Origin of the sequence: Rhodobacter viridis (assembly GCF_003217355.1) — a bacterium.
Classification (GTDB): Bacteria; Pseudomonadota; Alphaproteobacteria; order Rhodobacterales; family Rhodobacteraceae; genus Rhodobacter; species Rhodobacter viridis.
Genome location: NZ_QJTK01000002.1, coordinates 414,425 through 437,910, shown reverse-complemented (window position 1 = coordinate 437,910; position 23,486 = coordinate 414,425). Strand labels below are relative to the sequence as shown.

Sequence of the window (23,486 nt, the reverse complement as noted above, 5' to 3'; positions counted from 1 at the left end):
CAGCCGCTCCGATGCCCGGGGCACCGTTGTGAGCGTATCAAGGCGCTGCCGGGCCGTTTCACACAAGGAAAGCTGCTTAAACCGGCAGCACGGAAAAACCGATTTTGGCCAGAAAACGCACAATTTGTGCGCATCGCCTTATTTTTATGCTTTCGAAAAACCGAATCGTGACGGGTTGCGGCTCCACATCCGGTTTCCTGCGGTGTAAGTTGCGCGAAATAACAGGCACCGGGGCGGAAATGGCAGGAACAGGCGGGCGGCGTGGGCCGCTGGTGGCGGACAAGCGCTACGTAGCAAGGCAGGCGACGACGGCGCAGACGAAATCCGCGCCGCCGAGCAAGCCGAAGACCCCGCGCAAACCCCGCGGCCCACGGCGGCCGCGCGGCGGCGGCTCGCTGTCCGGGCTGGTGCTGGGGCTGTTCAGCTTCCTCATGGGGGTGCTTTGGGGTGCGATCTGGCGCAGCGCGGCGGTGCTGGCGCTGATCCTCGGCCTTGCCACCTTCTATTTCTACAGCCAGTTGCCCGACTACACTGCCCTGCTGGATGGCCGTAACCGCGGTTCGGTGACCCTGCTCGACACCGAGGGCAAAGTCTTTGCCTGGCGCGGCGAGACCTTCGGCGGTCAGACCACCGCCGACAATGTCTCGCCCTATCTGAAGAACGCCATCATCGCGACCGAGGACAAACGCTTCTATCACCACTTCGGCGTCTCGCCCCGCGGCATCATCTCGGCGATCAGCATCAACCTGAGCGAAGGCCGCGGTCCGCTGGAGGGCAACGGCGGCTCGACGATCACCCAGCAGGTGGCCAAGCTGCTCTGCCTTGGCACTGCCTATGATCCGAAGCGCTGGAAGACCGAAGCCGATTACGAAAGCGATTGCCGTTCGGGAGGGGTGAAGCGCAAGATCAAGGAAATTCCCTATGCGATGGCGATGGAGGTCAAATACTCCAAGGCCGAGATCCTGACGATCTACTTCAACCGTGCCTATCTCGGCGCTGGCGCGCGTGGTTTCGAAGCCGCAGCGCAGCGCTATTTCGGCATTTCGGCCGCCAATGTGAATCCGCAACAGGCGGCGATGCTCGCCGGGCTGCTCAAGGCACCCTCGAGCTACGCGCCGACGACGAACCTGAAACGCTCGCAGGAGCGGGCGGGCATGGTGCTCGCGCTGATGCACGATCAGGGCTATCTGACCGACGCGGAATGGCAAAACGCCCGGGCACATCCAGCCACGCTGTCCGAAGCGGCGCAGGCCCGCGCGGGCGGCTATTTCGCCGATTGGGTGATGGACAGCATTCCCGACTTTCTCGCCAAGGACACGACCGAGGATGTGGTGATCCGCACCACCTTGGATCAGCGCATCCAGACCGCCGCCGAAGAGGCGCTGAAGTCGGTCTTCGACACCAAGGTCAAGGATGGCTCGACCGCCGAGGCGGCGATCGTGGTGATGTCGGCCGACGGCGCCGTGCGGGCGATGGTCGGCGGACGACAGTCGAAGGTCTCGGGGGCGTTCAACCGCGCGACTCAGGCGAAGCGGCAGACCGGCTCGACCTTCAAGCCCTTCGTCTATGCCGCCGCGCTTGATCTGGGCTGGACGCCGGATTCGATCGTCGAGGATGCGCCGCTGACGATCAATGTCCGTGGCTCGGGCCCGTGGTCGCCGAAGAACTATGAAAAGGAATATCTGGGGGCGATCCCGATCTGGCGGGCGCTGGCGAAGTCGATCAACACCGCGACGGTGCGGGTCAGCCAGTCGGTCGGGCTGGATGCCGTGCGCAAGGTCGCCTCGGATTTCGGCTTCGCCTCGGATCTGGCAGAGGGGCCTGCTGTGGCGCTTGGCGTGTCGGAATCGACGCTGCTGGAAATGACCGGCGCCTATGCGGGCATCCTGAACGGCGGCTCGTCGGTGCGGCCCTACGGGCTGACCGATCTGCGGCTGAAGGGCGAGGACGAGCCGCTCTTCGGCGCCGAGACCGGCATCGGCGAGCGGGTGATTTCCGAAAAGGCCGCGCGCGAGCTGATCTGGATGATGCATCAGGGCGTCGAGCAGGGCACCGGGATGCGGGCGCGGCTCGATGGCCGCGAAGTGGCGGGCAAGACCGGCACGACGCAGGCCGCCCGCGATGCCTGGTTCATCGGCTTCACCGCCGATTATGTGGCGGGCGTCTGGATGGGCTATGACGACAACCGGCCGCTCTCGGGCGTGACCGGGGGCGGGCTGCCCGCCGAGATCTGGCACGAGGTGATGACCCGTGTCGAAGACGGCCAGCCGGTGACGCCGCTGCCGATGGCCAGCCCCGAGGAATGGCGCGGTCAGGCCGATCCGAACAATGGCTATCCCGGTCAGGCCTGGTCTTCGGGCGATCCGATCCCCGAGGGCGGGGTTCCGGTGGTGGACGGCCAGCTTGTCACCTCGGGCACGCCGGTGCCGCCGCCGGTGCAGGCGACCAGCCCCACCGCCGAGGATGCGCAGCCGATGCCGTCGCAACCGGAGGCGCAACCGCGGCAACAGGGCGGTCCGCAGTCCTTTGGCGAGCAGATCGATTCGATGCTGCGCCAGCTCTACTGACCCCAGGCCAAGCCCGAAACGAAAACGCGGCCCCGAGGGGCCGCGTTTCCTTTTTCGCTCAAGACGCGATCACTCGGCCGTCTTCAGATCCGCGATCAGCGCATCGAGATTTCCGTGCCGCGCATCGACCATCGCGCCGATCTCGGTGCGCTCGGCCGCCAGCATGTTCACGCCTTCGATGATCATGTTGAAGAACAGGCTTTTGCCCGACTTGTCCGAGACATGCCAGAGCACCTCGAAGGGTTCCTCGCCCGGCATGTAGGCGATCGACTTCACCTCGATGAAGCTCTTCACCTTGCGCGCGCCGACGACCTCGAAGCGGGTCGCGCTGAATTCGCGGAAGCGCTTGCCATACTTGCGCGAGACATAGCCGCGGAAGGCAAGGGTGAAGGCCTGCATCTGCGCCGGCGTCGCGCTGCGCGAGGCCGTGCCCAGCACCGAACGGGCAATCGTCGGCACGTCGGCATATTGCATGTAGAGGTCTTCGAACATCGCATAGAGCGCCGGGCCGGTCTTGCCCGAGGCGATGGCGGCGTTCACATCATCGACCGCCTTGCCGATCAGCGCCTTCGCCTGATCTTCGGTCAGCGCCAGCGCCATGCCCGGGCGCAACACCGTCGCCGCGAACAGCGCGGCGGCGCCCCCCAGCAGGACGCGGCGGCGATCACTGCGCATTGGGGTCTTCATAGGGGTCCCAGGCCTGTGCATCGTCATTCTCCTTGCCTGCAAGCTGGTGGCGGCGCATCTGCAGATAGAGCAGCCGCGATTGCGCGTAGCTGTCCGCGCTGTCGTAAAGCACCGATTCGATCATGCCGCCGAAGCGTTTGCGGTCGGCGACATGGCCCGCGACCCGGGTCGCGGAGGCGGCGGTGGCATCGGCGCCCTCGAGCACCTGCCCCACCGGGTTCATCGCGATATCGACAACCCGACCGACGGCATCCCGCCCGGTCGAGGGGCCGAAGAACGGCATTTCGACATAGGCGCCCTCGCCCATGCCCCAGACCGCCAGCGTCTCGCCGAAATCGGTGTCCTGCTCGGGCAGGGCAAAATCCTTGCCCGCCGGGTCGAAGAGACCGGCCAGACCGATGGTCGAGTTGATCGCGAAGCGGAAGGTATTCTTGATCGCCGGTTCCGGGCGGCCCTGCAACAGCGAGTTCACCACCTTGCCGGGCAGCGACAGGTTCGAGCCCGCATTCGACACCGCACGGGTGAAGCCATTGTCGACCGTGCGCGGATGCCCGGGGCGTGCCTTGAAGAGCACCCGGTCGACGCCCTTGTTGAAGCCGTGCACATGCCGGTTGAAGCCCTCGTAGGGGTCATTGATTCCGTCGGGTCCGGTCGCAGTATGCCCGCCAGCACATCCGGCAAGCGCGAGGCCTGCGACCAGGACGAGGCCAAATCTCTTTTCCATCAACCCCTCGTGTCATCTTTGGCGCGCTGGAGTGTCGTCTTCGGCGCGCAGCGTCAAGACAGGTGACAACCGTCTCGATTTCGGTAAAACCCCAGAAAGCAATAAGGAGACCGGGGCGCGGAAACAAGGCGCCGCACGCGATTTTGTAGGATCGATGCGTTAACGTTTTCGCGTTCTCAGCTATTTTTTGGGCAGTGGATCCTGTCCTGCGACAAAGAGGGCAGAATGAAACGAGATGAACTTGCCGCTGGCAAGGCCGAGTTGCGGGCAGCCAGGTCAGCCGGAACGAGGCTGTTTCTGAGTGTCGGGCTGTTTTCGGTTTTCGTGAACCTGCTGATGCTCACCGGCCCTCTCTTCATGCTGCAGGTCTATGACCGGGTGCTCGGCGCGCGCTCGGTCGAGACGCTGACCGCACTGTTCCTGCTGGTGGTTTTCCTGTTCACCGCCATGGGTCTTCTGGATCTGGCGCGATCGCGGCTGATGGCCCGGATCGGCGCGCGGTTTCAGGCCGATCTGGAAGCGCGCGTCTTCGAAGCCGCGCTGCGCCGCAACGGCATGGTGCCGAACGATCCGGTGGCGATGGCCGGTCTGCGCGATCTCGATTCGATCAACAAGCTGCTGGCCTCGCCCGTGTTCCTTGCGCTCTTCGACGTGCCCTGGGTGCCGCTCTTCCTGAGCGCCATCTTCTTCTTCCACCCCTATCTCGGCTTCCTGTCCATCGCCGGCGGGGCCCTTCTGATCGGGGTGACTCTGCTCAACCAGTCGGTGACGGGCAAGCCGCTGCAAACGGCGACGGGGGCACAGATCGCCTCGGATCGTCTGGCCGACCAACTGCGCGACGAGGCCGAACTGGTGCAGGCGCTTGGCATGCGCGGCGCGTCCTTCCTGCGCTGGCGCAAGGCGCGCGAGCGGGCGGTGGTTTCGATGCTGCGCGCAACCGATCTGGGCGGCGGCTTCTCCACCTTCACCAAGACCTTCCGCGCCTTCCTGCAATCGGCGATTCTCGCCATGGGGGCCTTCGTCGTGCTCAAGGGCGAGATGACCGCCGGGGCGATGGTGGCGGGCTCGATCCTGATGGGGCGGGCGCTCTCGCCGGTCGAACAGGCGGTGGGTGGCTGGGCACTGGTCGCCCGCGCCCGCGAGGGCTGGGGACGGCTGTCGATCCTTCTGACCACGATCCCGCGCGACATGCCCCGCACGCCGCTGCCGCGTCCGCGCGCCGTGCTGGAAGCGCAGGCGCTGACGGTGGTGCCTCCGGGCACCCAGACCGCGACGCTGCGGGCGGTGTCGTTCCGGGTCGAGCCCGGGCAGGCGATGGGGATCATCGGCCCCTCGGGCGCGGGCAAATCCACCCTTGCACGGGCGATCTGCGGCGTCTGGCGGGCGGCCAACGGCTCGATCCGGCTCGATGGCGCCTCGCTCGACCAATATGACCCGGATGTGCTGGGCGGGCTGATCGGCTATCTGCCGCAGCGCGTGACGCTGTTCGACGGCACGATCGCCGAGAATATCGCCCGGCTCTCGCCCAATCCCGATCCCGAGATGATCGTCGATGCCGCCAAGCGGGCGGCGGCGCATCAGCTCATCCTCGATCTGCCCGAGGGCTACGACACCAAGGTGGCGCAGGCGGGCGGACGGCTGTCCGGCGGGCAGATCCAGCGCGTCGGTCTGGCGCGCGCGCTCTATGGCAACCCGGTGCTGCTGGTCCTCGACGAGCCGAATGCGAACCTCGACAACGAAGGGTCGATCGCCCTCAACACCGCCGTGCGAGGGATGAAGGCCGCGGGTGGCGCGGTGCTGATCATGGCGCACCGTCCGGCGGCGATTACCGAATGCGATACGCTGCTGGTGCTGGAATCGGGGATGCGGCGGGCCTTCGGCCCGCGTGAAGACGTGTTGAAAGCGATGGTGCAGAATGCGGCCGAACTGACCCGCAGCGCCGGACCGGGAGGAGTGGTATGACCCGCAAGCCGACATCCGCAAGCGAGGGCGCGAGCGACACCCCGGACGCGGCCGCGTTGGTGCGCAAGGCGATTCCGCAGCGCACGACGGCGGTGGCCTCTCCCGAACCGACCGGGCTGCAAGCGGCGGTGAACAGCTTTCCGAAAGCTGCCGTTCCGATCGGCCAGATCGGCGGCACGCCGCCCGATGGCCGGATCTCGCCGCGTGTGGCTCTGCTTCTGGGCTACATCACGCTCGCCGTTCTGCTTGGCGGCTTCGGGGTCTGGTCGGTCGTCTCCTCGATCGCCGGGGCGGTGGTCGCTTCGGGGCAGATCGAGGTGGATCAGCACCGGCAGGTGGTGCAGCACCCCGATGGCGGGGTGGTGTCCGAGATCAACGTGCACGAGGGCGACAAGGTCAAGGCCGGACAGGTGCTGATCCGTCTTGATGGCGATCTCGACCGGTCGGAACGGTCGATTGTCGAAGGGCAGTTCTTCGAGCTTCTGGCGCGGCGCGGACGGCTTGAAGCCGAACGAGTCGATGCGCCGCAAATTCACTTTCACAACGAACTGGTCGAGGCGGCAAAGACCCGGCCCGATGTCGCGGAACTCGTCGACGGGCAACAACGGCTCTTCGAGGCGCGGGCGCAAACCCTGCGCAAGTCGCTCGATCAGGTGGCCAAGCGCCGCGATCAGACTCAGTCTCAGATCGAAGGGATCGAGGCGCAGCGCGTTGCGATCCAGCGCCAGCAAGAGCTGATCGAACAGGAATTGACTGACCAGCGCGGGCTGCTGGCAAAGGGCCTAGCTCAAGCCAGCCGGGTTCTGGCGCTGGAGCGCGAGGCGGCCAGTCTTGCCGGTCAGGTGGGCGAGCTGGTGTCGCAAAAGGCGCAGGCCGAAGGCAAGGTCACCGAGCTTGATCTCGAAGCGTTGCGGCTGGCCTCGCAGCGGCGCGAAGATGCGGAAAGCGAGCTGCGCGACATCGGCTACCGCGAACTTGAACTGGCCGAGCGCCGCCGGTCGCTGACCGAAAAGATCGAGCGGCTGGATCTGCGCGCCCCCGTTGCCGGGATCGTCTACGCGATGACGGTGACGACGCCGCGCTCGGTGATCCGCGCGGCGGAGCCCGTGCTTTACATCGTGCCGCAGGATCGGCCGCTGCTGATCGCCGCGAAGATCTCGCCGATCAACGTCGACGAGGTGCGGGTCGGCCAGCCGGTCGCGCTGCGCTTCCCGGCCTTTGCCAGCCGCACGACGCCCGAGCTTTTCGGTCAGGTGACGAAGATCTCGGCCGACGCACTGGTCGACGAAGCCTCGAAAGCCTCCTACTTCCGCGCCGAGGTGATGCTGAACCCGGGCGAAGCGCAAAAGCTGGGCGATCTGCAATTGCTGCCGGGGATGCCCGCCGAGGTCTATATCCGCACCGGCGACCGCAGCCCGCTGCGCTATCTGACGAAGCCCTTCACCGATTACTTCGCCCGCGCCTTCCGCGAGGACTGATCACAGGGCCGCAAGCAGCGCCGCCGTGGGCCAGGCATCCGCCGGCAGGCCCAGGCGGCTCTGCTCGGCCTGCACGGCCTCGCGAGTCTTCTCGCCCAGAATGCCGTCGATCGGCCCGACATCATGGCGAAGCGCCTGCAGCCGCGCCTGCAGCGCTTTCATCTGCGCAGGCGCAAGCCCCGGTTCGGCGTTGCGCGGATCGATCCGCGGGGCGCCCTCCAGCCGGGTCGCGAAATAGGCCGCGGTGGTGACGTAGACGAAGCTCTGGTTCCATTCGAACAGAACCTTGAAGTTCGGATAGGCGAGGAAGGCCGGCCCCTTGCGCCCCATCGGCAGCAGCACCGAACCCTGCGCGCCGGCGAATTGCCCCGAGCGCGGCACCACCCCCATCTGCGCCCAGTCCCGGGTCGACAGGCTGTGGTTCAGCCCGGTCTGCGCCCAGTCCATCCGATCGGGCACGCTGACTTCCTGCAGCCAGGCCTCGCCCGGCCGCCACCCCATCGACGCGATCATCCGCGCCCCGGACATCAGCGCATCGGCGCTTGACCCCTTCAGGTTCACATGCCCGTCGCCGTCGCCATCGACGCCATTGCGCAGGATATCCTCGGGCAGCATCTGCACCTGCCCGATCTCGCCCGCCCAAGCACCAATGGTGCGCTTCGGGTCGAAATCACCGCGGGCATAAAGCTCGGCCGCGGCCATCACTTGCGGGCGGAACAACTGCGGGCGGCGGCAATCATGCGCCAGCGTCACCAGCGCATCGCGCGTGTTGAAATCGCCCTGCACCTTGCCAAAATCGGTCTCAAGCGCCCAGAACGCCAGCAGCACCCCGCGCGAGACGCCATATTGACGCTCGGCCGCATCGAAGACGCCCGCATATTTCTGCGCCATCGCCGCCCCGGTCTGCAGCCGATTCTTCGAAATCACCGAGGCCTGAAAATCAAGAAAGCTCTTCCGGAACACCCCCTGCGCCCGGTCGGCCTTGAGCACCTTTGTGTCCTGCCGAACCCCGGCAAAAAACGAATCAGCCTGCGCCGCCGAAAGCCCGTTGCGTTGCGCCTCGGCTTTCAGCCCGGCAACGAAGCTTGCGAAATCGCCACCGCACTCGGCATGGGCGGCAAGGGGCAGTGAAAGGCTCAGACACAGGGCGGCAAGCTGGGAACGCATCGGTTGCTCCGAAAATGATGTTGCCGCAGGGTAATCGGCGGCAGCGCACGGAGCAACCGGGCGTTGCGTTTACGATACGTCAGCAGGGTGACATACGGTATTCACTTGATTTTTACATATCACATCACACACTTGGCACGAGGGTTGCCCAGGGAGGGGCGCCCGCTGGAGGGTAAGATGGAGTTCCTGTCGAAAGAGATCCTGGCCGGTTTGCGCGAGGCGACCCGGCGCGAAAGCAAACGCCCCGCGCGCCTGAGCGTTCACGCCGGCGGCCGAGTCTGGCCGATCCTGAAACGCTGGTCGGGCGGCTTCTCGCTTGACGCGACTCAGGTCACCAACCTGCGCGGGCATGTGCAGATCTTTGACGGCGAACGCCCGGTAGCCACTGCGCTGATCGTCGCGGCCGAGGTCGACGGGTTCGAACTCATCTGCTCGACGAAGCGCGAAACCCCAGTGCGCCATGGCCCCGCGCTCGATTTCGAACGCGAAGACCGCACACCGCTGGGCTACATGCCCCCCGCGTAAGCGTCACAGCCGCGCGGGCAGCACCAGACCTTTGAGAATTTCGGCGGAGGGCATCGGTTTCTTGCCCTCTCGCTGCGCTTCCAGAACCCGGATCGCGCCCGTCCCGCAGGCGATGTCGAATCCCTGCAACACGGTTCCGGCGTCACCGCTGCCCGCGACACATTCGGCGCGCAGCAGTTTCACCCGCTCGCCCGCGACTTCGCACCAGGCCCCCGGGAAGGGCGAAAGCCCGTTCACCAGCCGCACCAGCTCGGAAGCCGGGCGGGACCAGTCGATCTTCGCCTCGGCCTTGTCGATCTTGGCGGCATAGGTGACGCCAACCTCGGGCTGCGCCGCGGGGGTCAGGCTGTCGAGCCGATCAAGCGCCTCGCAGATCATTCGCGCGCCCATCGCGCTCAGCCGATCATGCAGCTCGCCCGTCGTTTCGGTCGCGCCGATGGCAAGGGTTTCGCGCAGCAGCACCGGGCCGGTATCAAGCCCCGCCTCCATCTGCATGATGCAGATCCCGGTTTCGGCATCCCCGGCGATGATCGCCCGGTGAATCGGCGCCGCCCCGCGCCAACGCGGCAAAAGCGAGGCGTGAATATTCAGACAGCCGCGTTTCGGCGCGTCGAGAATCGCCTGCGGCAGGATCAGCCCATAGGCGACGACGACGGCAATATCGGCGTTCAGCGCGGCGAAAGCCTCGCGATCCTCGGGCGCCTTGAAGTTCAGCGGATGGCGCACGGACAGGCCCAGCGCCTCGGCCCGCGCCTGCACCGGCGAGGGCCGCAGCGCCTTGCCACGCCCGGCGGGTCGGGGCGGCTGGCTGTAGACGGCAACGACCTCGTGCTGCGCGGCAAGCGCTTCCAGCACCGGCACCGAAAACTCGGGCGTTCCCATGAAGATGACGCGCATCAGGGTTTCTTCGCGAATTTGGCCGATTTCGCCACCAGCATCTTGCGTTTGAGCATGCTGAGGTGATCGACATAGGTCTTGCCGTTCAGATGGTCGATCTGGTGCTGCACCGAGGTCGCCCAGAGGTGCACGAAATCGCGTTCCTCAATCTCGCCCACCGCGTTCAGGAACCGCACCGTCACCGCACGGGGCCGCGCAATCGTCGCCCAGACGCCGGGCAGGTTCGGGCTCGCCTCGTCATGCTCGCGCATCTGGCCCGAAGCATGCAGCACCTCGGGATTGGCCATCAGGATCGCCTGCCCCCGCGCCTCCGAGGCATCGACGACAGCAAGCCGCAACATCACCCCGATCTGCGGCGCCGCCAGACCGACACCCTGACCGGGCATCGCTTCCATCGTGTCGACCATGTCAGCCCAGATCGCGCGGATCTCGTCGGTGATCGCCTCGACCGGCGCGGCCGCGGTGTGCAACCGCTTGTCGTCAAAGCGGATAAAGGGACGGACGGCCACTTACGCCCGGCCCTCACGCGCCCATTCCCGCTTCAGCTTTTCCAGCTTGCGGGTGACCATCTGCCGCTTCAGCGGGCCCAGATGGTCAATGAAAAGCTTGCCGTTGAGGTGATCAAGCTCATGCTGCGCGCAAGTCGCCCAGAGCCCGTCGAACTGTTCCTCATGCGTCTGGCCATCAAGACCCAGCCAGCGCATCCGCACCTCTTTCGGGCGGGTCACGTCGGCATATTGCTCGGGAAGCGACAGACAGCCTTCCTCGTGCACGTTCTTTTCCTCGGAGACCCAGGTGATTTCCGGATTGATCATCACCATCGGCTCGGGGAAGCCGCTTTTTTCCTTGGCGCAATCCATCACGAAGATGCGCGACATCACGCCAATCTGCGGCGCGGCCAAGCCCACACCGGGGGCGTCATACATGGTTTCCAGCATGTCATCGGCCAGCTGGCGAATGGTATCATCAAGCGCTGCGACCGGGTCGCAAAGCTTCTTGAGCCGGGGATCGGGATGGATCAGGATGGGTCGCGTTGTCATGCGCATTTTTTATTGGATGCGGGCCAGTCACGCAATGGCGACCTTTGCGCGCAGGGTCGTTCTGCAAAATGGCAAATTTTCAGGAGGATGTTCCAGTTTTTTGATCTTCACTGGAACGTTGGACCGGAATATCAATCACATCAAGAACGATACCCCAAAACCTGCGATACACCCAGGAGCCTGCCATGACCCGCCTTCCCGACTTCGACGAAGTCATCGACCGCATCGGCACCCATTCGGTGAAATGGGACTGCATGGAAAGCCTGTACGGCGTTTCCCCGCAGGAAGGCATCGCGATGTGGGTGGCGGACATGGATTTCCGCCCGCCGCAAGCGGTGCAGGACGCGCTGACAACGCTGATGCGCCAGGGCGTCTACGGCTATTGGGGCGACGAGCGCGCCTACACCGCCGCGATTCAGTGGTGGATGGCCAATCGGCACGGCTGGACGATCGCGCCCGAGTGGATCTTCACCACGCATGGGCTGGTGAACGGCACGTCGCTCTGCCTGCAGGCCTTCACTCAACCCGGCGATGGCGTCGTTCTGATGACGCCGGTCTATCACGCCTTTGCCCGTGTCATCCGCGCCTCGGGGCGCAAGGTCGTCGAATGCGCGCTGAAGACGGTCGAAGGCCGCTATGAAATGGATTTCGACGCCTGGGACGCGCAGATGGACGGGACGGCGAAGATGCTGATCCTGTGCTCGCCGCACAATCCGGGCGGGCGGGTCTGGACCGCGGCCGAGCTGAAAGCCACCGCCGAATTTGCCCAGCGCCACAATCTGATCCTTGTCTCGGACGAGATCCACCACGATCTGGTGATGCCCGGCCACACCCACATTCCGATGGCCGTGGCCGCCCCCGATCAGCCGGTGGTGATGATGACGGCGACGACCAAGACCTTCAACATCGCGGGCGCGCATTCGGGCAATGTGATCATCGCCGATCCGGCGCTGCGGGCGCGGTTCGGGGCCACCATGGCCGCGATGGGCATTTCGCCGAACAGCTTCGGCATCGCCATGGCCACCGCCGCCTATTCGCCCGAGGGCGCGGCCTGGGTCGATGCGCTGAACACCTATCTGGACGGCAACCGGCAGGCCTTCGATGCGATCGTGAACACCATCCCGGGCGTCAAATCGATGCCGCTCGAGGCGACCTATCTCGCCTGGGTCGATTTCTCCGGCACCGGCATGGCCGCTCCCGAATTCATCGCGCGTGTGGAAAAGACCGCGAAGATCGCCGCCAACCATGGCGCCACCTTCGGGCTGGGCGGCGACGGTTGTCTGCGCTTCAACCTTGCGACGCCGCGGGCGCGGGTGGTGGACGCCGCAAACCGACTGAAAGCGGCCTTCGCCGATCTGCAGTAAACCGCGACATTGCGGGCCTTCCCAACCGCCCCGCCCACCCCCATATTCGGCGGGCGTGAACGGGAGGCCCCCATGCCCATCATCACCTTTCTGATCATCGGCACCGCCGCCGGCTACCTGGCGACGCGGCTGATGAAAGTGAACACCGACATTCCCACGACGATCGCGCTTGGCGTCTTTGGCGCGCTGATCGGGGGGTTTCTGCTGCGCTTCCTGATTTCGATCATGGGGATGATGGCGGGCTTCGTCGGCGCCGTCCTTGGCGCGATGGCGCTGATCTGGGTGTGGCAGACCTGGGGGCGCCGCTAGATGTGGGGCCCCTTCCTCGGCTTTGCGGGCACGGCATCGCTGCGGCTGATCTGGGCGCTTCTGGCGCTCGGCATCTGGCTGATGAGCCGCCCGGGTGGCTGGGCCGTGGTCGTCGTCGCCGTGCTGGTCGGCCTCAAACTCGTCCCCGAGCACTGAGCCCTTCCCAGCCCGCCCCGGACCGCCCATATTGGAGCCAGTTTCAAACCGGAGGCTCCCATGGACCCCATCACTCCCGGCGATTTCATCGGCGGCAATGCGATCATGCTCGCCGTCGCCTTCTTCCTGATTCTCTGCGTTTTCCTTGGCGTGCGGATCGTTCCGCAGTCCGAAAAGCATGTGGTCGAGCGCTTTGGCCGCCTGCGCGCCGTGCTGGGGCCGGGCATCAACTTCATCGTCCCCTTCCTTGACCGCGTGGCGCACAAGGTCTCGGTGCTGGAACGCCAGCTGCCGACGACGCGGCAGGATGCGATCACCGCCGACAACGTGCTGGTGCAGGTCGATACCTCGGTCTTTTACCGCGTGATCGAGCCGGAAAAGACCGTCTACCGGATCCGCGACATCGATGCCGCCATCGCCACCACCGTCGCCGGGATCGTGCGCTCGCAGATCGGGCAGATGGAACTCGACACCGTGCAGTCGAACCGCTCGCAGCTGATCACCCATATTCGCGACAACGTGGCGAATGTGGTCGATGACTGGGGGATCGAGGTGACGCGGACCGAGATTCTGGACGTGAATCTGGACGAGGCCACCCGTGCTGCGATGCTGCAGCAGCTGAACGCCGAACGCGCCCGGCGCGCGCAGGTGATGGAGGCAGAGGGGCGCAAACGCTCGGTCGAACTTGCCGCCGAAGCCGATCTTTACGCCGCCGAACAGGCCGCGAAGGCAAAACGCGTCACCGCCGAGGCGGAAGCCTATGCCACCTCGGTCATCGCCGAGGCGATCGCCAAAAGCGGCATCGAGGCCGCGCAATATCAGGTGGCGCTGAAACAGGTCGAGGCCCTGACCAAGGTCGCCTCGGGCAATGGCAAGCAGACGCTGCTGATGCCCACCTCGGCGCTCGAGGCCTTTGGCGAAGCCTTCAAGATGTGGAAGAAGTGATCATGTGGTGGCAGGAACCCTGGGCCTGGGTGGTGGCGGCGGCCGTGCTGGGCGCGGCAGAGATGCTGCTGCCCATCTTCCTTCTGCTCGGCTTTGCCGCCGGGGCGCTTCTGGTGGCCGGGCTGCTCTGGCTTGGTGTCCTTGGCGGATCGCTGCCCGCGCTGATTCTGGTGATGACGGTGGCGGCGCTGGCGGTCTGGCTGATCGCGCGCAAATTGGTCGGCGTCCGCGCCGGTCAGACGCGGATCTGGGATCGGGATATCAACGAAAACTGAAAATCTCTCACATTCCAGAACTGGAATTGATCTAGGTTATGGACGACTCGGCCGCTGCGGCGTAGAGACGCAGGTGGCAGATCAGGAGAGAAGAAATGTACGATGATTTCCCGAAAGAAGCGAAAAGCTTCAAGTACTTCCTTGTTAGCGTTACCGTTTGTCTGGTTGGCCTTGTCGTCTGGCTGTCGGTAGCCCAGCCGATGGGTCTGGGGATCGGGGCCGGGGCGGCGGAAGCCTCCACCCATCAGTGACGTTTGTCACATCATGCACGAAAACGGCGGCTCGGTCGGAGCCGCCGTTTTCGTTTTCAGCGACAGGATGTCAGATCTCGGCGATCTCGCGCAGGATCGCCTGCGCCGCCGCCTGCGGATCGGCGGCCTGCCAGATCGGACGACCGACGACCAGATGATCGGCCCCGGCCTTCAGCGCCGAAGCCGGGGTTTCGACCCGCTTCTGATCGCCAAGCGCGGCCCCCGCCGGACGCACGCCCGGGGTGACGATGAGCTTGCCCGCCGCCTCGGGCAGTGCCCGGATCAGCGCCGCTTCCTGAGGACTTGCGATGACGCCATCTGCCCCGGACAGAAAGGCCCGACCGGCCCGCTCCACCACCAGATCGGCGACGGCACCATCGCGGATCAGCGCGGCATCGAGATCGCCCCGGTCGAGCGAGGTCAGGATGGTGACGGCAAGGATTTTCAGATCCTTGCCCGCAGCCCCCTGTTTCGCCGCCCGCACCACATGGGGGTCGCCATGCACGGTCAGGAAATCGAGATCGAATTGCGCAAGGCCCCGCACCGCCGCTTCGACCGTCGCCCCGATATCGAAGAGCTTCATGTCGAGGAAGATCTTCTTGCCGTGCTCGTCCTTGAGCTCGTTCGCCAGCGCCAGACCACCGCCCGTCAGCATGCCAAGGCCGATCTTGTAGAAGCTGACGCTGTCACCCAGCTTTTCGGCCAGTTCCAGCCCCGCAAGGGCATTCGGCACATCCATCGCAACGATCAGGCGATCATCGGCGGGAAGAAGATCGGTCATGGCAGCCCTCCAGCGGTGCAAACGCCGGGGTTTTGCCCCTGATGCCGGAAGCGGTCAAGCGAATTGGATCAGTAGATCCCGCCGCGCCGCCGGGCTTCATGGGTCAGCGCCCGGACCAGACGCCGGTGCCCCATGTCGGGCGCGGCCGGAACCCGGACCGGCACCCGCATCGGCTGCGGCAGTCCGGGAGAGAAGAACTCCACCACCGCTTCGAACTGACGAAGCGCGGCGTTGTAGATCAGATGCGCGATGCGGACGGCAACCTGGTGCATGGGGTGACCTCGCCTATGGAGCTTTCAGGATGAACGTGAAGTCTTGGCGAATGGTTTCCAAGATCGCCCCAGCGAAATTTTTTTCATCACCCCGGACCCCTCTTGAACCGGCCAAAACGCTCGACCACTTTCTGGGCAAGACCCGGGAACGGCGTGCCATGGTGGGCGCCAAGGCCTTGGGGGCTTGATTGAGGAGAAACCCGATGAACATGGAAAAGTTCACGGAACGGTCGCGCGGCTTCCTGCAGGCGGCGCAGACGATCGCGATGCGCGAGGGCCATCAGCGGGTTGTGCCCGAGCATCTTCTGAAAGCGCTGATGGATGACGATCAGGGGCTGTCGGCCAATATGATCAAGCGCGCCGGGGGCGAGCCCGCCCGGGTGCAGGAAACCGTCGATCTTTACGTCTCGAAGCTGCCGAAAGTCTCGGGCGGCGACGGGCAGGTCTATGTCGAACAGGCGCTGGTGCGCGTGCTCGACGAGGCCGAGAAACTGGCAACGAAAGCGGGCGACAGCTTCGTTCCGGTCGAGCGGATGCTGATGGCGCTCGCCATGGTGAACACCAAGGCCAAGGACGCGCTGGATGCCGGCGCGGTGACCGCGCAGAAGCTGAACACCGCCATCAACGACATCCGCAAGGGCCGCACCGCCGACAGCGCCAATGCCGAGCAAGGCTATGATGCGCTGAAGAAATATGCGCGCGACCTGACCGCGGCGGCGGAAGAAGGCAAGATCGACCCGATCATCGGGCGCGATGACGAGATCCGCCGCACGATGCAGGTGCTGTCGCGGCGCACCAAGAACAACCCGGTGCTGATCGGCGAACCCGGCGTGGGGAAAACCGCCATCGCCGAGGGGCTGGCTTTGCGCATCATCAACGGCGACGTGCCCGAAAGCCTGCGCAACAAGAAGCTTCTGGCGCTCGACATGGGCGCGCTGATTGCCGGGGCGAAATACCGTGGCGAATTCGAGGAACGGCTGAAGGCGATCCTGAAGGAAATCGAGGCCGCGGCGGGCGAGATCATCCTTTTCATCGACGAGATGCACACGCTGGTCGGCGCGGGCAAATCCGAAGGCGCGATGGATGCGGCGAACCTGATCAAACCGGCGCTTGCGCGGGGCGAATTGCATTGCGTCGGCGCCACCACGCTCGACGAATACCGCAAATATGTGGAGAAGGACGCAGCCCTCGCGCGGCGGTTCCAGCCGGTGATGGTGAGCGAGCCGACGGTCGAGGACACGATCTCGATCCTGCGCGGGATCAAGGAGAAATACGAACTCCACCACGGCGTGAAGATTTCCGATTCGGCGCTGGTGGCGGCGGCGACGCTGTCGCACCGCTACATCACCGACCGCTTCCTGCCCGACAAGGCGATCGACCTTGTGGACGAGGCGGCAAGCCGTCTGCGGATGGAAGTGGACAGCAAGCCCGAAGAACTTGACGCGCTCGACCGTCAAATCCTGCAGATGCAGATCGAGGCCGAGGCGCTGAAACGCGAGGAAGATGCGGCGTCGAAAGATCGGCTCGAGAAGCTGGAAAAGGATCTGGCCGAGGTGATGGAGCGTTCCGCCGTGATGACCGCCAAATGGCAGTCGGAACGCGACATGCTCGAGGCCTCGCGCTCGGTCAAGGAACAGCTGGACCAAGCGCGGGCGGCGCTGGAACAGGCCAAGCGCGAGGGGAACTTCGCCAAGGCGGGCGAGCTGCAATACGGCAAGATCCCGGAACTGGAAAAGGTGCTGGCCGAAGCCGAGACGGTGGCCGAGGGCAAGATGGTCGAAGAGGCCGTCCGCCCCGAGCAGATCGCCGAAGTGGTGGAACGCTGGACCGGCATTCCGACCTCGAAGATGCTCGAAGGCGAGCGCGAGAAGCTCTTGAAGATGGAGGACGAGCTCCACAACCGGGTGATCGGGCAGGATGCCGCCATCACTGCGGTGGCCAATGCCGTGCGCCGCGCCCGCGCCGGGCTGAACGACGAGGGGCGGCCCTTGGGCTCGTTCCTGTTCCTCGGCCCGACCGGGGTCGGCAAGACCGAACTGACGAAGGCCGTCGCCAATTATCTGTTTGACGACGATGCCGCGATGGTGCGGATCGACATGTCGGAATTCATGGAGAAGCACTCCGTGGCCCGGCTGATCGGCGCCCCGCCCGGCTATGTCGGCTACGATGAGGGCGGCGTGCTGACCGAAGCCGTGCGGCGCCGCCCCTATCAGGTGGTTCTGTTCGACGAGGTGGAAAAGGCGCATCCCGATGTCTTCAACGTGCTGCTGCAAGTGCTTGACGACGGCATGCTGACCGATGGCCAGGGCCGCACCGTCGATTTCAAGCAGACGCTGATCGTGCTGACTTCGAACCTTGGCAGCCAGGCACTCAGCCGCCTTCCCGAGGGGTCGGATGCCGCCGAGGCCAAGTCCGAGGTAATGGAGGCGGTGCGGATGCATTTCCGCCCCGAATTCCTGAACCGTCTGGACGAGATGGTGATCTTCGACCGGCTGACGCGCGACAACATGGACGGGATCGTGACGATCCAGCTCAAGCGGCTCGAAAAACGTCTCGCGGCGCGGAAGATCAGCCTCGCGCTCGACGAGGCGGCGCTGAAATGGCTCGCCGACGAGGGCTACGATCCGGTCTTCGGCGCGCGGCCGCTGAAACGGGTGATCCAGCGCGCGTTGCAAGACCCGCTGGCGGAACTGATCCTCGCGGGCGAAGTGAAGGACGGCGACGAGGTCAAGGTGACCGCCGGTCTCGACGGGCTGGTGGTGGGCGGGCGGGTCTCGGCCAGCCACCGCGCCCAGACCGAAGCCCGGGTGCTGAACTGACAGGGAGGTGGGGGGCTCTGCCCCCCGCTTCGCCCCCCCCGAGATATTTGCAGCAAGGTGAGAGCATGGCCCTTCATCTTGCTTCAAATATCCCGGGGGTGAATTTTGGCGCAGCCAAAAGAGGGGGCAGCGCCCCCTCCCCTACGGCCGGGTCCTGCGTTAGGATCGATCACCATGCCCGCGCTCTGCCGTGATTGCCTTGCGACCTTCGACACCTCTCCTGCACGCTGTCCGCGCTGCGGGCGGCCGCGGATGCTGCGTCACCCCGAGCTTTTCACCCTCTCCGTCGCCCATATCGATTGCGACAGCTTCTATGCGTCGGTCGAAAAGCGCGACGACCCGAGCCTTGCCGACAAGCCGCTGATCGTCGGTGGCGGCACGCGCGGGGTCGTCACCACCTGCTGCTATATCGCCCGCATCGCCGGGGTCCGCTCTGCCATGCCGATGTTTCAGGCGATGAAGCTTTGCCCCGAGGCAGTCGTGCTGCGTCCGCGCAAGGATCGCTATGCCGAGGTCTCGGCGCTGATCCGGGCGAAATTCGCCACGCTGACGCCGCTGGTCGAACCGCTCTCGCTTGACGAGGCGTTTCTGGACCTGACCGGCACCGCCCGTCTGCACCATGCGCCCCCTGCGGTCAGTCTTGCCCGGGTGATCCGCGAGATCGAGACCGAGATCGGCGTCACCGCCTCGGTCGGGCTGTCGCACAACAAGTTTCTGGCGAAGATCGCCTCGGACCTCGACAAGCCGCGCGGGTTTTCGGTGATCGGCGTGGCCGAGACCGCGGAGTTCCTGCGCGACAAGCCCGCTTCGATCCTCTGGGGCGTGGGCGAGGCGACGCGGGCGGCGCTGGCCCGGGCGGGCTTGCGCAGTCTGGCCGATATCCGCCGCGCCGGTCAGGGCGCGCTCGAAAGCCGGTTCGGCGCGACGGGCCTGCGGCTTTACGACCTGGCGCAGGGCATCGACCGGCGCCGCGTCGTGCCCGATGCCGAGATCAAGTCGGTCTCGCACGAGACCACCTTCGACACCGACATCGCCGACCGCGACCGGTTGCAGGACATTCTTTGGACGATGTGCGAAAAGGCCGCCGCGCGGATGAAGGCGAAGGGGCTTGAAGGCCGCACGGCGGTGCTGAAGCTGCGGCGGGCGGATTTCTCCGCGCTCAGCCGTCAGGTGAAGCTTGAGGAACCCTCGCAACTGGCCGACACGCTCTTTCGCGCGACGCAGGCGCTGCTGATGGCCCTGCCCGAGCCGGGGCCGTTCCGGCTGATCGGCGCAGCCTATTCCGACCTTGGTCCGGCGGGCGGCCGCGATCCGGTGGGCGATCTGCTCGATCCGCAGGCGACGACGCGCGCGGCGGCCGAGCGGGCGGCCGATGCGATCCGGGCGAAATTCGGGTCAGATGCGATCCGGCTGGGCCGTGGCCTGACCAAAGGCTGACTATTCCGCCGCCATCCGCGCGTCGCCGCGCACAAGATCGGCGAGTTCCGCAAAGACTGCCCCGATCCGGCGCGCGAATCGATCGAACTGGGCCAGCGGCTCGATGAAGTCCTCGTCCATGTAGAGCGCCCGGGCGATCTCGACCTGCACCACCTCCAGCCCTTCGGCGGGCCGGCCGTAGCGCTGCACGATATAGGCGCCCGCAAAGGGGCTGTTGCGCGCCACGCGGAGCCCTGCGCGGCGGAACGCCTGTTCGACGGCCAGAATCGTCTCCGACCGGGCCGAGGCGCCGAAGCGGTCGCCCAGCACGATATCCGGCCCCTGACCGCGCAGGCTGGCGGCCTCGCTTGGCATCGAATGGACGTCGAAGAGAATCGCGCGGCCGAATCGGGCCCGCCGGTCCTGCAGCAGGGCGCTCAACTGACTGTGATAGGGCCGCCAGATTCGCGCCAGCCGGTCTTCGGCCTCGGCGCGGGAGATCTTGCCGCGGAAAATTTCCCGCCCCCCGGCGACGACACGGGGAATCACACCGAGCCCCGTTGCGACCCGCGCGCCCCCCGACCCGCGGGCCACCCCCTCGATCAGGGCCGGATCGAGCTCGTCTTCGGCACGGTTCAGATCGACATAGGCGCGCGGATAAACCGCCTCGAGCAGCGTCGCCCCCAGCAGCGGAACCTCTGTCAGAAGCCTGTCTACAAAGGCATCCTCGGAGGAACGCAGCCTGAGCAGGTCAAGCTGGGCACGGCGGGTGAAGTCGGCCGGATAGAACCGGCCCGAATGCGGCGACGCAAAGATCACCCCCGAGGTCACGGTCTCGGGCAGCTGCAGCCGGTAGGGCTGGATCGATGCGGGACACTCGGGCATGGGGGCTCCTTCGGAAGAAAGAGTACACCGATTTCTTTTCGTGCCAAAAGGGCCTTGAAAGCCGGAACGACTCCTTTTATAGACCCCCAGACCGACGCGGTTGCGGCCACGTTCTTTGCTTCGGGAAAGAATGCAGCGGCAAACGGCGAAAGTTTCCGGGCGGTTAGCTCAGCGGTAGAGCACTACGTTGACATCGTAGGGGTCACTGGTTCGATCCCAGTACCGCCCACCATTCACCGCCCCTTCGGGGGCATTCGTTTTCAAGGCGCACGTCGCCGCGAACAGGAGAAGACCGATGAAGGTCCGCAACTCGCTCCGCTCGCTCAAGCAGCGTCATCGCGATTGCCAGATCGTGCGCCGTAAAGGCCGCGTCTACGTGATCAACAAGACGCAGAAGCGCTTCAAGGCCCGTCAGGGCTGAAGCCGCCTTCGAGCAGTTCAAAAGGCCGCTGAGGAAACTCGGCGGTCTTTTTCTTTGCGCCCTGCGATTCCCTTGAGGCTGTGCGATCAGCCTTGGGCAAGGCCGATCAGCTTCGGAATCTCATGCAGATCGGTGAAGATCTCGGCCCCGGCAGCCAGCAGCGCCTCGGCCCCGCCGTGCGGCGCATAGCCAAGGCAGCGCATTCCGGCCGCCCGTGCCGCCTGCGCGCCGGGGCCACTGTCCTCGACAACCACGCATTCCGCAGGCGCCACCCCAAGGAACGCTGCCGCGTGCAGGTAAAGATCGGGGGCCGGTTTCGGACAGCCCAGATCCTGCCCGGAAAAGAGCCGATCCGAGAGCCGTGCCCACAGCGCCGGATGGCGGCCAAGGCTCGCCTCCATCTTCGCGCGTCGCCCGTTCGAGCCGACGGCATAGGGAATCCCCGCATCGTCAAGCCGATCCAGCAGCGATTCGACCCCCGGCATCAACTCGGCACGCGCGCGCAGCATCGCGTAAAGCCGGGCATAGAAGGAATCGCACCAAGCGGGCGCCAGCCCAGCGCCCATGTCGTTGGCCACCTGCCGCACGCGCTCCAGCGTGCCGCCGAGGAACATCTTTTCCATCTGCGGAATCGTCAGAGGCAACCCGTGGTCCGCCAGATCGTCCTGCAGCGCCAGAAAGGTCATCGGTTCGCTGTCGACCAGCACGCCGTCGCAGTCGAACAGAACGGCTTTCACGCTCATGCCGGCATCCGGGCGAGGGTCACGATCGTCTCGCCATAGCGGCGCTGGTCGATCTGCTCGAGCGGCTCGGGAACGATGGGGGCCGTGTTTTCCTCCCACACCACCATTGCACCGGGGGCGATCCAGCCATGCGCCAGACAGGAGGCAAGCGCCTTCTCCCCCAGCCCCATGCCATAGGGCGGATCGAGGAAAATCAGCCCATAGCCCGCACCGCGGCAGGGCCCCATGTTTGTCGCATCACGGCGCCAGATGTCGGTCACGCCCATCGCCCGCATCAGCTCGACATTCTTGCGCAAAAGCACCCGTGCCGCCGTGCCGTCATCGACAAAGGCCACCCGGGCCGCGCCGCGGGACAGAGCCTCGAGCCCCAGCGCGCCAGTGCCCGCAAACAAATCCAGCACCCGCGCCCCCGGGATCGGGTTGCCATGGGTGCCGTTGATCAGAAGGTTGAAGATGCTCTCGCGCACCCGGTCGGTGGTGGGGCGCAGATGCGCGCCCATGTCGCCCTCGCCCACCTCGGTCAGTTTCAGGCCCCGCCGCTCGCCGCCGATGATTCTCATGCCATCAGCGCCTTGAGATCGGTCGCCTCGGCCACCTGCTCGGGCGTCACCGACTTGCCACCCTCGATCAGCCGCTTGCCGATCATGTAGGCGCGCGGCGCATCCAGCGCATCGACGGCGATCAGGTGCCCGTTGCGGAAATACCAAAACGACTGCCCCTCGGTGGTGCGGGTCACCACTTTGTCATGACCGGTGCAAAGCCCCGCGATCTGCAGTTTCGAGGAAAACTGATCCGACCAGAACCAGGGTTTCGGCTGATAAGTTTTCCGGGCGCCCAACATGTTCTCGGCCACGAGTTCGCCCATGTCGATGGCATTGCCGACCGATTCGATCCGCATCCGCCCTTCCGGCCCCGGCAGCGCGGCGCAATCGCCCGCCGCCCAGATGTTCGGATCAGAGGTGCGGCCTTGTTCATCGACTGCGATGCCCTCGTCGATCACAAGTCCCGCAGCCTCGGCCAGATCGGTGCGCGGATCGACCCCGATGCCGACGACGATGAAATCGGCGGGCAGGATGCGGCCATCGGCCAGTTCGACGCCGCTCACCCGACCCTCACCCAAGACCCGGGTGATGCCGATGTCTTCCAGAATTTCGACCCCATGCGCGCGGTGCATCTCGCGGATCGCATTCGCGGTTTCCACCCCCGCGACGCGGCGCAGGATGCGGGCCCGGGTATGCACGAGTTTCGCGGTCAGCCCACGCTTGCTGGCCACCGCCGCCGCCTCAAGCCCGATGTAGCCGCCGCCCACGACGACCAGATTGCGCCCGGCGACGAATTCATCGGCCATCGCGTCGGTATCGGCGAGATCGCGCAGGGTGTAGATGCCCGCAAGCCCCTCGGCCCCCATCTCGACCGGCAGGGGCCGCGGCACCGCCCCGGTACAAAGCGCCAGATGGTCATAGCTCAGCCGCTCGTCGCCGATCAGCACCGCCTTCGCGGCACGGTCGATGCCGGTCACCTTCGTGCCCACGCGCAACGTCACCCGGTTCGCCACATACCAGTCGTCACCGCGCAGCGTCAGCCGTTCGAGCGGCATCTCGCCCAGAAGATAGGCCTTGGACAGCGGCGGGCGCTGATAGGGGGCCACCGGTTCCTCGCCCAGAATGGTCACGTCGCCCTCATATCCCAGGGCCCGCGCCTTCGCCGCCAAGGATGCCGCCGCCTGCCCGCCGCCCACAATCACGATGCCGCTCATGGTCTTCCTCTGGTCATGTCACGTCCCGCCCCTATATCCCTGATGC

General features: G+C 65.6%; 25 protein-coding genes and 1 tRNA gene. 14 read left to right on the top strand and 12 right to left on the bottom strand.

Annotation, left to right across the window (positions count from 1 at the left end; translation table 11 throughout):
- Positions 1-239 precede the first annotated feature (239 nt).
- Positions 240-2,567, top strand: coding sequence for a transglycosylase domain-containing protein (locus C8J30_RS05385; RefSeq protein WP_110804685.1), 2,328 nt, complete (start codon positions 240-242; stop codon positions 2,565-2,567).
- A 69-nt stretch (positions 2,568-2,636) separates the two neighbouring features.
- Here the strand turns inward: C8J30_RS05385 and C8J30_RS05380 are convergent, their stop codons facing one another.
- Both C8J30_RS05380 and C8J30_RS05375 read right to left on the bottom strand, forming a co-directional pair.
- Entirely contained in the window at positions 2,637-3,242 is a 606-nt protein-coding gene (locus C8J30_RS05380) for an MlaC/ttg2D family ABC transporter substrate-binding protein (protein WP_245909709.1), read from the bottom strand.
- Complete coding sequence (locus C8J30_RS05375; RefSeq protein ID WP_110804683.1) at positions 3,232-3,978, bottom strand: MlaA family lipoprotein; 747 nt, start codon at positions 3,976-3,978, stop codon at positions 3,232-3,234. The genes C8J30_RS05380 and C8J30_RS05375 overlap by 11 nt, the downstream gene beginning before the upstream one ends.
- A 225-nt stretch (positions 3,979-4,203) precedes the next feature.
- Between C8J30_RS05375 and C8J30_RS05370 the strand changes: the two genes are divergently transcribed.
- Complete coding sequence (locus C8J30_RS05370) at positions 4,204-5,940, top strand: type I secretion system permease/ATPase (RefSeq protein WP_110804682.1); 1,737 nt, start codon at positions 4,204-4,206, stop codon at positions 5,938-5,940.
- A complete protein-coding gene (locus tag C8J30_RS05365) occupies positions 5,937-7,418 on the top strand; it encodes an HlyD family type I secretion periplasmic adaptor subunit (protein WP_110804681.1) in 1,482 nt (493 codons plus the stop codon). Before C8J30_RS05370 ends, C8J30_RS05365 begins: the two co-directional genes overlap by 4 nt.
- On the opposite strand, the gene C8J30_RS05360 is transcribed toward C8J30_RS05365, so the two are convergent.
- A complete protein-coding gene (locus C8J30_RS05360; RefSeq protein ID WP_110804680.1) occupies positions 7,419-8,585 on the bottom strand; it encodes a lytic murein transglycosylase in 1,167 nt (388 codons plus the stop codon). It abuts the gene before it with no gap.
- Positions 8,586-8,762: 177 nt separating this feature from the next.
- On the opposite strand from C8J30_RS05360, the gene C8J30_RS05355 reads away from it, so the two are divergent.
- Positions 8,763-9,110 (top strand): hypothetical protein, encoded by a 348-nt coding sequence (locus tag C8J30_RS05355; RefSeq protein WP_110804679.1) that lies wholly within the window; start codon positions 8,763-8,765, stop codon positions 9,108-9,110.
- Between the two features lie 3 nt (positions 9,111-9,113).
- Here the strand turns inward: C8J30_RS05355 and fmt are convergent, their stop codons facing one another.
- The 3 genes from fmt to def (C8J30_RS05340) are packed head-to-tail and all read right to left on the bottom strand — an operon-like array spanning position 9,114 to position 11,047.
- Positions 9,114-10,007: a methionyl-tRNA formyltransferase gene (gene fmt, locus C8J30_RS05350; protein ID WP_110804678.1), complete on the bottom strand. Its 894-nt coding sequence runs from the start codon at positions 10,005-10,007 to the stop codon at positions 9,114-9,116.
- Positions 10,007-10,516, bottom strand: a complete 510-nt coding sequence (def, locus tag C8J30_RS05345) for a peptide deformylase (protein ID WP_110804677.1) — start codon at positions 10,514-10,516, stop codon at positions 10,007-10,009. The genes fmt and def (C8J30_RS05345) overlap by 1 nt, the downstream gene beginning before the upstream one ends.
- On the bottom strand, positions 10,517-11,047 hold the full coding sequence (def, locus tag C8J30_RS05340; RefSeq protein WP_110804726.1) for a peptide deformylase: 531 nt from the start codon (positions 11,045-11,047) through the stop codon (positions 10,517-10,519).
- A gap of 185 nt (positions 11,048-11,232) precedes the next feature.
- On the opposite strand from def (C8J30_RS05340), the gene C8J30_RS05335 reads away from it, so the two are divergent.
- The 6 genes from C8J30_RS05335 to C8J30_RS18550 all read left to right on the top strand — a co-directional run bounded on the left by C8J30_RS05335 (position 11,233) and on the right by C8J30_RS18550 (position 14,347).
- Positions 11,233-12,411, top strand: coding sequence for a MalY/PatB family protein (locus C8J30_RS05335; RefSeq protein ID WP_110804676.1), 1,179 nt, complete (start codon positions 11,233-11,235; stop codon positions 12,409-12,411).
- A 72-nt stretch (positions 12,412-12,483) separates the two neighbouring features.
- A complete protein-coding gene (locus C8J30_RS05330) occupies positions 12,484-12,720 on the top strand; it encodes a GlsB/YeaQ/YmgE family stress response membrane protein (RefSeq protein ID WP_110804675.1) in 237 nt (78 codons plus the stop codon).
- Entirely contained in the window at positions 12,721-12,876 is a 156-nt protein-coding gene (locus C8J30_RS18555; RefSeq protein WP_181420782.1) for a hypothetical protein, read from the top strand.
- A 60-nt stretch (positions 12,877-12,936) separates the two neighbouring features.
- Positions 12,937-13,821, top strand: a complete 885-nt coding sequence (locus tag C8J30_RS05325) for an SPFH domain-containing protein (protein ID WP_181420781.1) — start codon at positions 12,937-12,939, stop codon at positions 13,819-13,821.
- Positions 13,822-13,823: 2 nt separating this feature from the next.
- A complete protein-coding gene (locus C8J30_RS05320; protein WP_110804674.1) occupies positions 13,824-14,096 on the top strand; it encodes a hypothetical protein in 273 nt (90 codons plus the stop codon).
- Positions 14,097-14,191: 95 nt separating this feature from the next.
- Positions 14,192-14,347: a hypothetical protein gene (locus tag C8J30_RS18550; protein WP_181420780.1), complete on the top strand. Its 156-nt coding sequence runs from the start codon at positions 14,192-14,194 to the stop codon at positions 14,345-14,347.
- A gap of 70 nt (positions 14,348-14,417) precedes the next feature.
- On the opposite strand, the gene pyrF is transcribed toward C8J30_RS18550, so the two are convergent.
- Both pyrF and C8J30_RS05310 read right to left on the bottom strand, forming a co-directional pair.
- Positions 14,418-15,128, bottom strand: a complete 711-nt coding sequence (gene pyrF, locus C8J30_RS05315) for an orotidine-5'-phosphate decarboxylase (protein ID WP_110804673.1) — start codon at positions 15,126-15,128, stop codon at positions 14,418-14,420.
- 68 nt (positions 15,129-15,196) lie between these two features.
- Positions 15,197-15,400 carry a hypothetical protein gene (locus C8J30_RS05310; RefSeq protein WP_110804672.1) on the bottom strand — a complete coding sequence of 68 codons (204 nt, stop codon included), beginning with the start codon at positions 15,398-15,400 and terminating at the stop codon, positions 15,197-15,199.
- A gap of 203 nt (positions 15,401-15,603) precedes the next feature.
- Here C8J30_RS05310 and clpB point away from each other — a divergent pair, with 203 nt between their 5' ends.
- Complete coding sequence (gene clpB / locus C8J30_RS05305; protein ID WP_110804671.1) at positions 15,604-18,219, top strand: ATP-dependent chaperone ClpB; 2,616 nt, start codon at positions 15,604-15,606, stop codon at positions 18,217-18,219.
- Positions 18,220-18,393: 174 nt separating this feature from the next.
- Entirely contained in the window at positions 18,394-19,656 is a 1,263-nt protein-coding gene (locus tag C8J30_RS05300) for a DNA polymerase IV (RefSeq protein WP_110804670.1), read from the top strand.
- Here C8J30_RS05300 and C8J30_RS05295 read toward each other — a convergent pair whose 3' ends face one another.
- Complete coding sequence (locus tag C8J30_RS05295) at positions 19,657-20,520, bottom strand: N-formylglutamate amidohydrolase (RefSeq protein ID WP_110804669.1); 864 nt, start codon at positions 20,518-20,520, stop codon at positions 19,657-19,659.
- A gap of 157 nt (positions 20,521-20,677) precedes the next feature.
- Between C8J30_RS05295 and C8J30_RS05290 the strand changes: the two genes are divergently transcribed.
- A tRNA-Val gene (locus C8J30_RS05290) sits at positions 20,678-20,752 on the top strand.
- A gap of 63 nt (positions 20,753-20,815) precedes the next feature.
- Complete coding sequence (gene ykgO, locus C8J30_RS05285) at positions 20,816-20,941, top strand: type B 50S ribosomal protein L36 (protein ID WP_013069105.1); 126 nt, start codon at positions 20,816-20,818, stop codon at positions 20,939-20,941.
- Between the two features lie 86 nt (positions 20,942-21,027).
- On the opposite strand, the gene C8J30_RS05280 is transcribed toward ykgO, so the two are convergent.
- From C8J30_RS05280 to C8J30_RS05270, 3 genes are read right to left on the bottom strand one after another with little or no spacing between them, the layout of a single operon-like run.
- Positions 21,028-21,684: an HAD family hydrolase gene (locus tag C8J30_RS05280; RefSeq protein WP_110804668.1), complete on the bottom strand. Its 657-nt coding sequence runs from the start codon at positions 21,682-21,684 to the stop codon at positions 21,028-21,030.
- Positions 21,681-22,244, bottom strand: a complete 564-nt coding sequence (gene rsmD, locus C8J30_RS05275) for a 16S rRNA (guanine(966)-N(2))-methyltransferase RsmD (RefSeq protein WP_110804667.1) — start codon at positions 22,242-22,244, stop codon at positions 21,681-21,683. The genes C8J30_RS05280 and rsmD overlap by 4 nt, the downstream gene beginning before the upstream one ends.
- Positions 22,241-23,440 carry an NAD(P)/FAD-dependent oxidoreductase gene (locus tag C8J30_RS05270; protein WP_110804666.1) on the bottom strand — a complete coding sequence of 400 codons (1,200 nt, stop codon included), beginning with the start codon at positions 23,438-23,440 and terminating at the stop codon, positions 22,241-22,243. The genes rsmD and C8J30_RS05270 overlap by 4 nt, the downstream gene beginning before the upstream one ends.
- Positions 23,441-23,486: the final 46 nt, after the last annotated feature.

Bases quoted from the DNA above. Each gene is read 5' to 3' on its own strand.
- fmt (WP_110804678.1), bottom strand. From the start codon at position 10,007: ATGCGCGTCATCTTCATGGGAACGCCCGAGTTTTCGGTGCCGGTGCTG.
- pyrF (WP_110804673.1), bottom strand. From the start codon at position 15,128: ATGACCGATCTTCTTCCCGCCGATGATCGCCTGATCGTTGCGATGGAT.
- C8J30_RS18555 (WP_181420782.1), top strand. From the start codon at position 12,721: ATGTGGGGCCCCTTCCTCGGCTTTGCGGGCACGGCATCGCTGCGGCTG.
- C8J30_RS05330 (WP_110804675.1), top strand. From the start codon at position 12,484: ATGCCCATCATCACCTTTCTGATCATCGGCACCGCCGCCGGCTACCTG.
- C8J30_RS05360 (WP_110804680.1), bottom strand. From the start codon at position 8,585: ATGCGTTCCCAGCTTGCCGCCCTGTGTCTGAGCCTTTCACTGCCCCTT.
- clpB (WP_110804671.1), top strand. From the start codon at position 15,604: ATGAACATGGAAAAGTTCACGGAACGGTCGCGCGGCTTCCTGCAGGCG.
- C8J30_RS18550 (WP_181420780.1), top strand. From the start codon at position 14,192: ATGTACGATGATTTCCCGAAAGAAGCGAAAAGCTTCAAGTACTTCCTT.
- C8J30_RS05320 (WP_110804674.1), top strand. From the start codon at position 13,824: ATGTGGTGGCAGGAACCCTGGGCCTGGGTGGTGGCGGCGGCCGTGCTG.
- C8J30_RS05380 (WP_245909709.1), bottom strand. From the start codon at position 3,242: ATGCGCAGTGATCGCCGCCGCGTCCTGCTGGGGGGCGCCGCCGCGCTG.
- C8J30_RS05385 (WP_110804685.1), top strand. From the start codon at position 240: ATGGCAGGAACAGGCGGGCGGCGTGGGCCGCTGGTGGCGGACAAGCGC.
- C8J30_RS05335 (WP_110804676.1), top strand. From the start codon at position 11,233: ATGACCCGCCTTCCCGACTTCGACGAAGTCATCGACCGCATCGGCACC.
- C8J30_RS05365 (WP_110804681.1), top strand. From the start codon at position 5,937: ATGACCCGCAAGCCGACATCCGCAAGCGAGGGCGCGAGCGACACCCCG.
- C8J30_RS05300 (WP_110804670.1), top strand. From the start codon at position 18,394: ATGCCCGCGCTCTGCCGTGATTGCCTTGCGACCTTCGACACCTCTCCT.
- C8J30_RS05355 (WP_110804679.1), top strand. From the start codon at position 8,763: ATGGAGTTCCTGTCGAAAGAGATCCTGGCCGGTTTGCGCGAGGCGACC.
- def (WP_110804726.1), bottom strand. From the start codon at position 11,047: ATGACAACGCGACCCATCCTGATCCATCCCGATCCCCGGCTCAAGAAG.
- C8J30_RS05270 (WP_110804666.1), bottom strand. From the start codon at position 23,440: ATGAGCGGCATCGTGATTGTGGGCGGCGGGCAGGCGGCGGCATCCTTG.
- rsmD (WP_110804667.1), bottom strand. From the start codon at position 22,244: ATGAGAATCATCGGCGGCGAGCGGCGGGGCCTGAAACTGACCGAGGTG.
- ykgO (WP_013069105.1), top strand. From the start codon at position 20,816: ATGAAGGTCCGCAACTCGCTCCGCTCGCTCAAGCAGCGTCATCGCGAT.
- C8J30_RS05310 (WP_110804672.1), bottom strand. From the start codon at position 15,400: ATGCACCAGGTTGCCGTCCGCATCGCGCATCTGATCTACAACGCCGCG.
- C8J30_RS05325 (WP_181420781.1), top strand. From the start codon at position 12,937: ATGGACCCCATCACTCCCGGCGATTTCATCGGCGGCAATGCGATCATG.
- C8J30_RS05280 (WP_110804668.1), bottom strand. From the start codon at position 21,684: ATGAGCGTGAAAGCCGTTCTGTTCGACTGCGACGGCGTGCTGGTCGAC.
- C8J30_RS05370 (WP_110804682.1), top strand. From the start codon at position 4,204: ATGAAACGAGATGAACTTGCCGCTGGCAAGGCCGAGTTGCGGGCAGCC.
- C8J30_RS05295 (WP_110804669.1), bottom strand. From the start codon at position 20,520: ATGCCCGAGTGTCCCGCATCGATCCAGCCCTACCGGCTGCAGCTGCCC.
- C8J30_RS05375 (WP_110804683.1), bottom strand. From the start codon at position 3,978: ATGGAAAAGAGATTTGGCCTCGTCCTGGTCGCAGGCCTCGCGCTTGCC.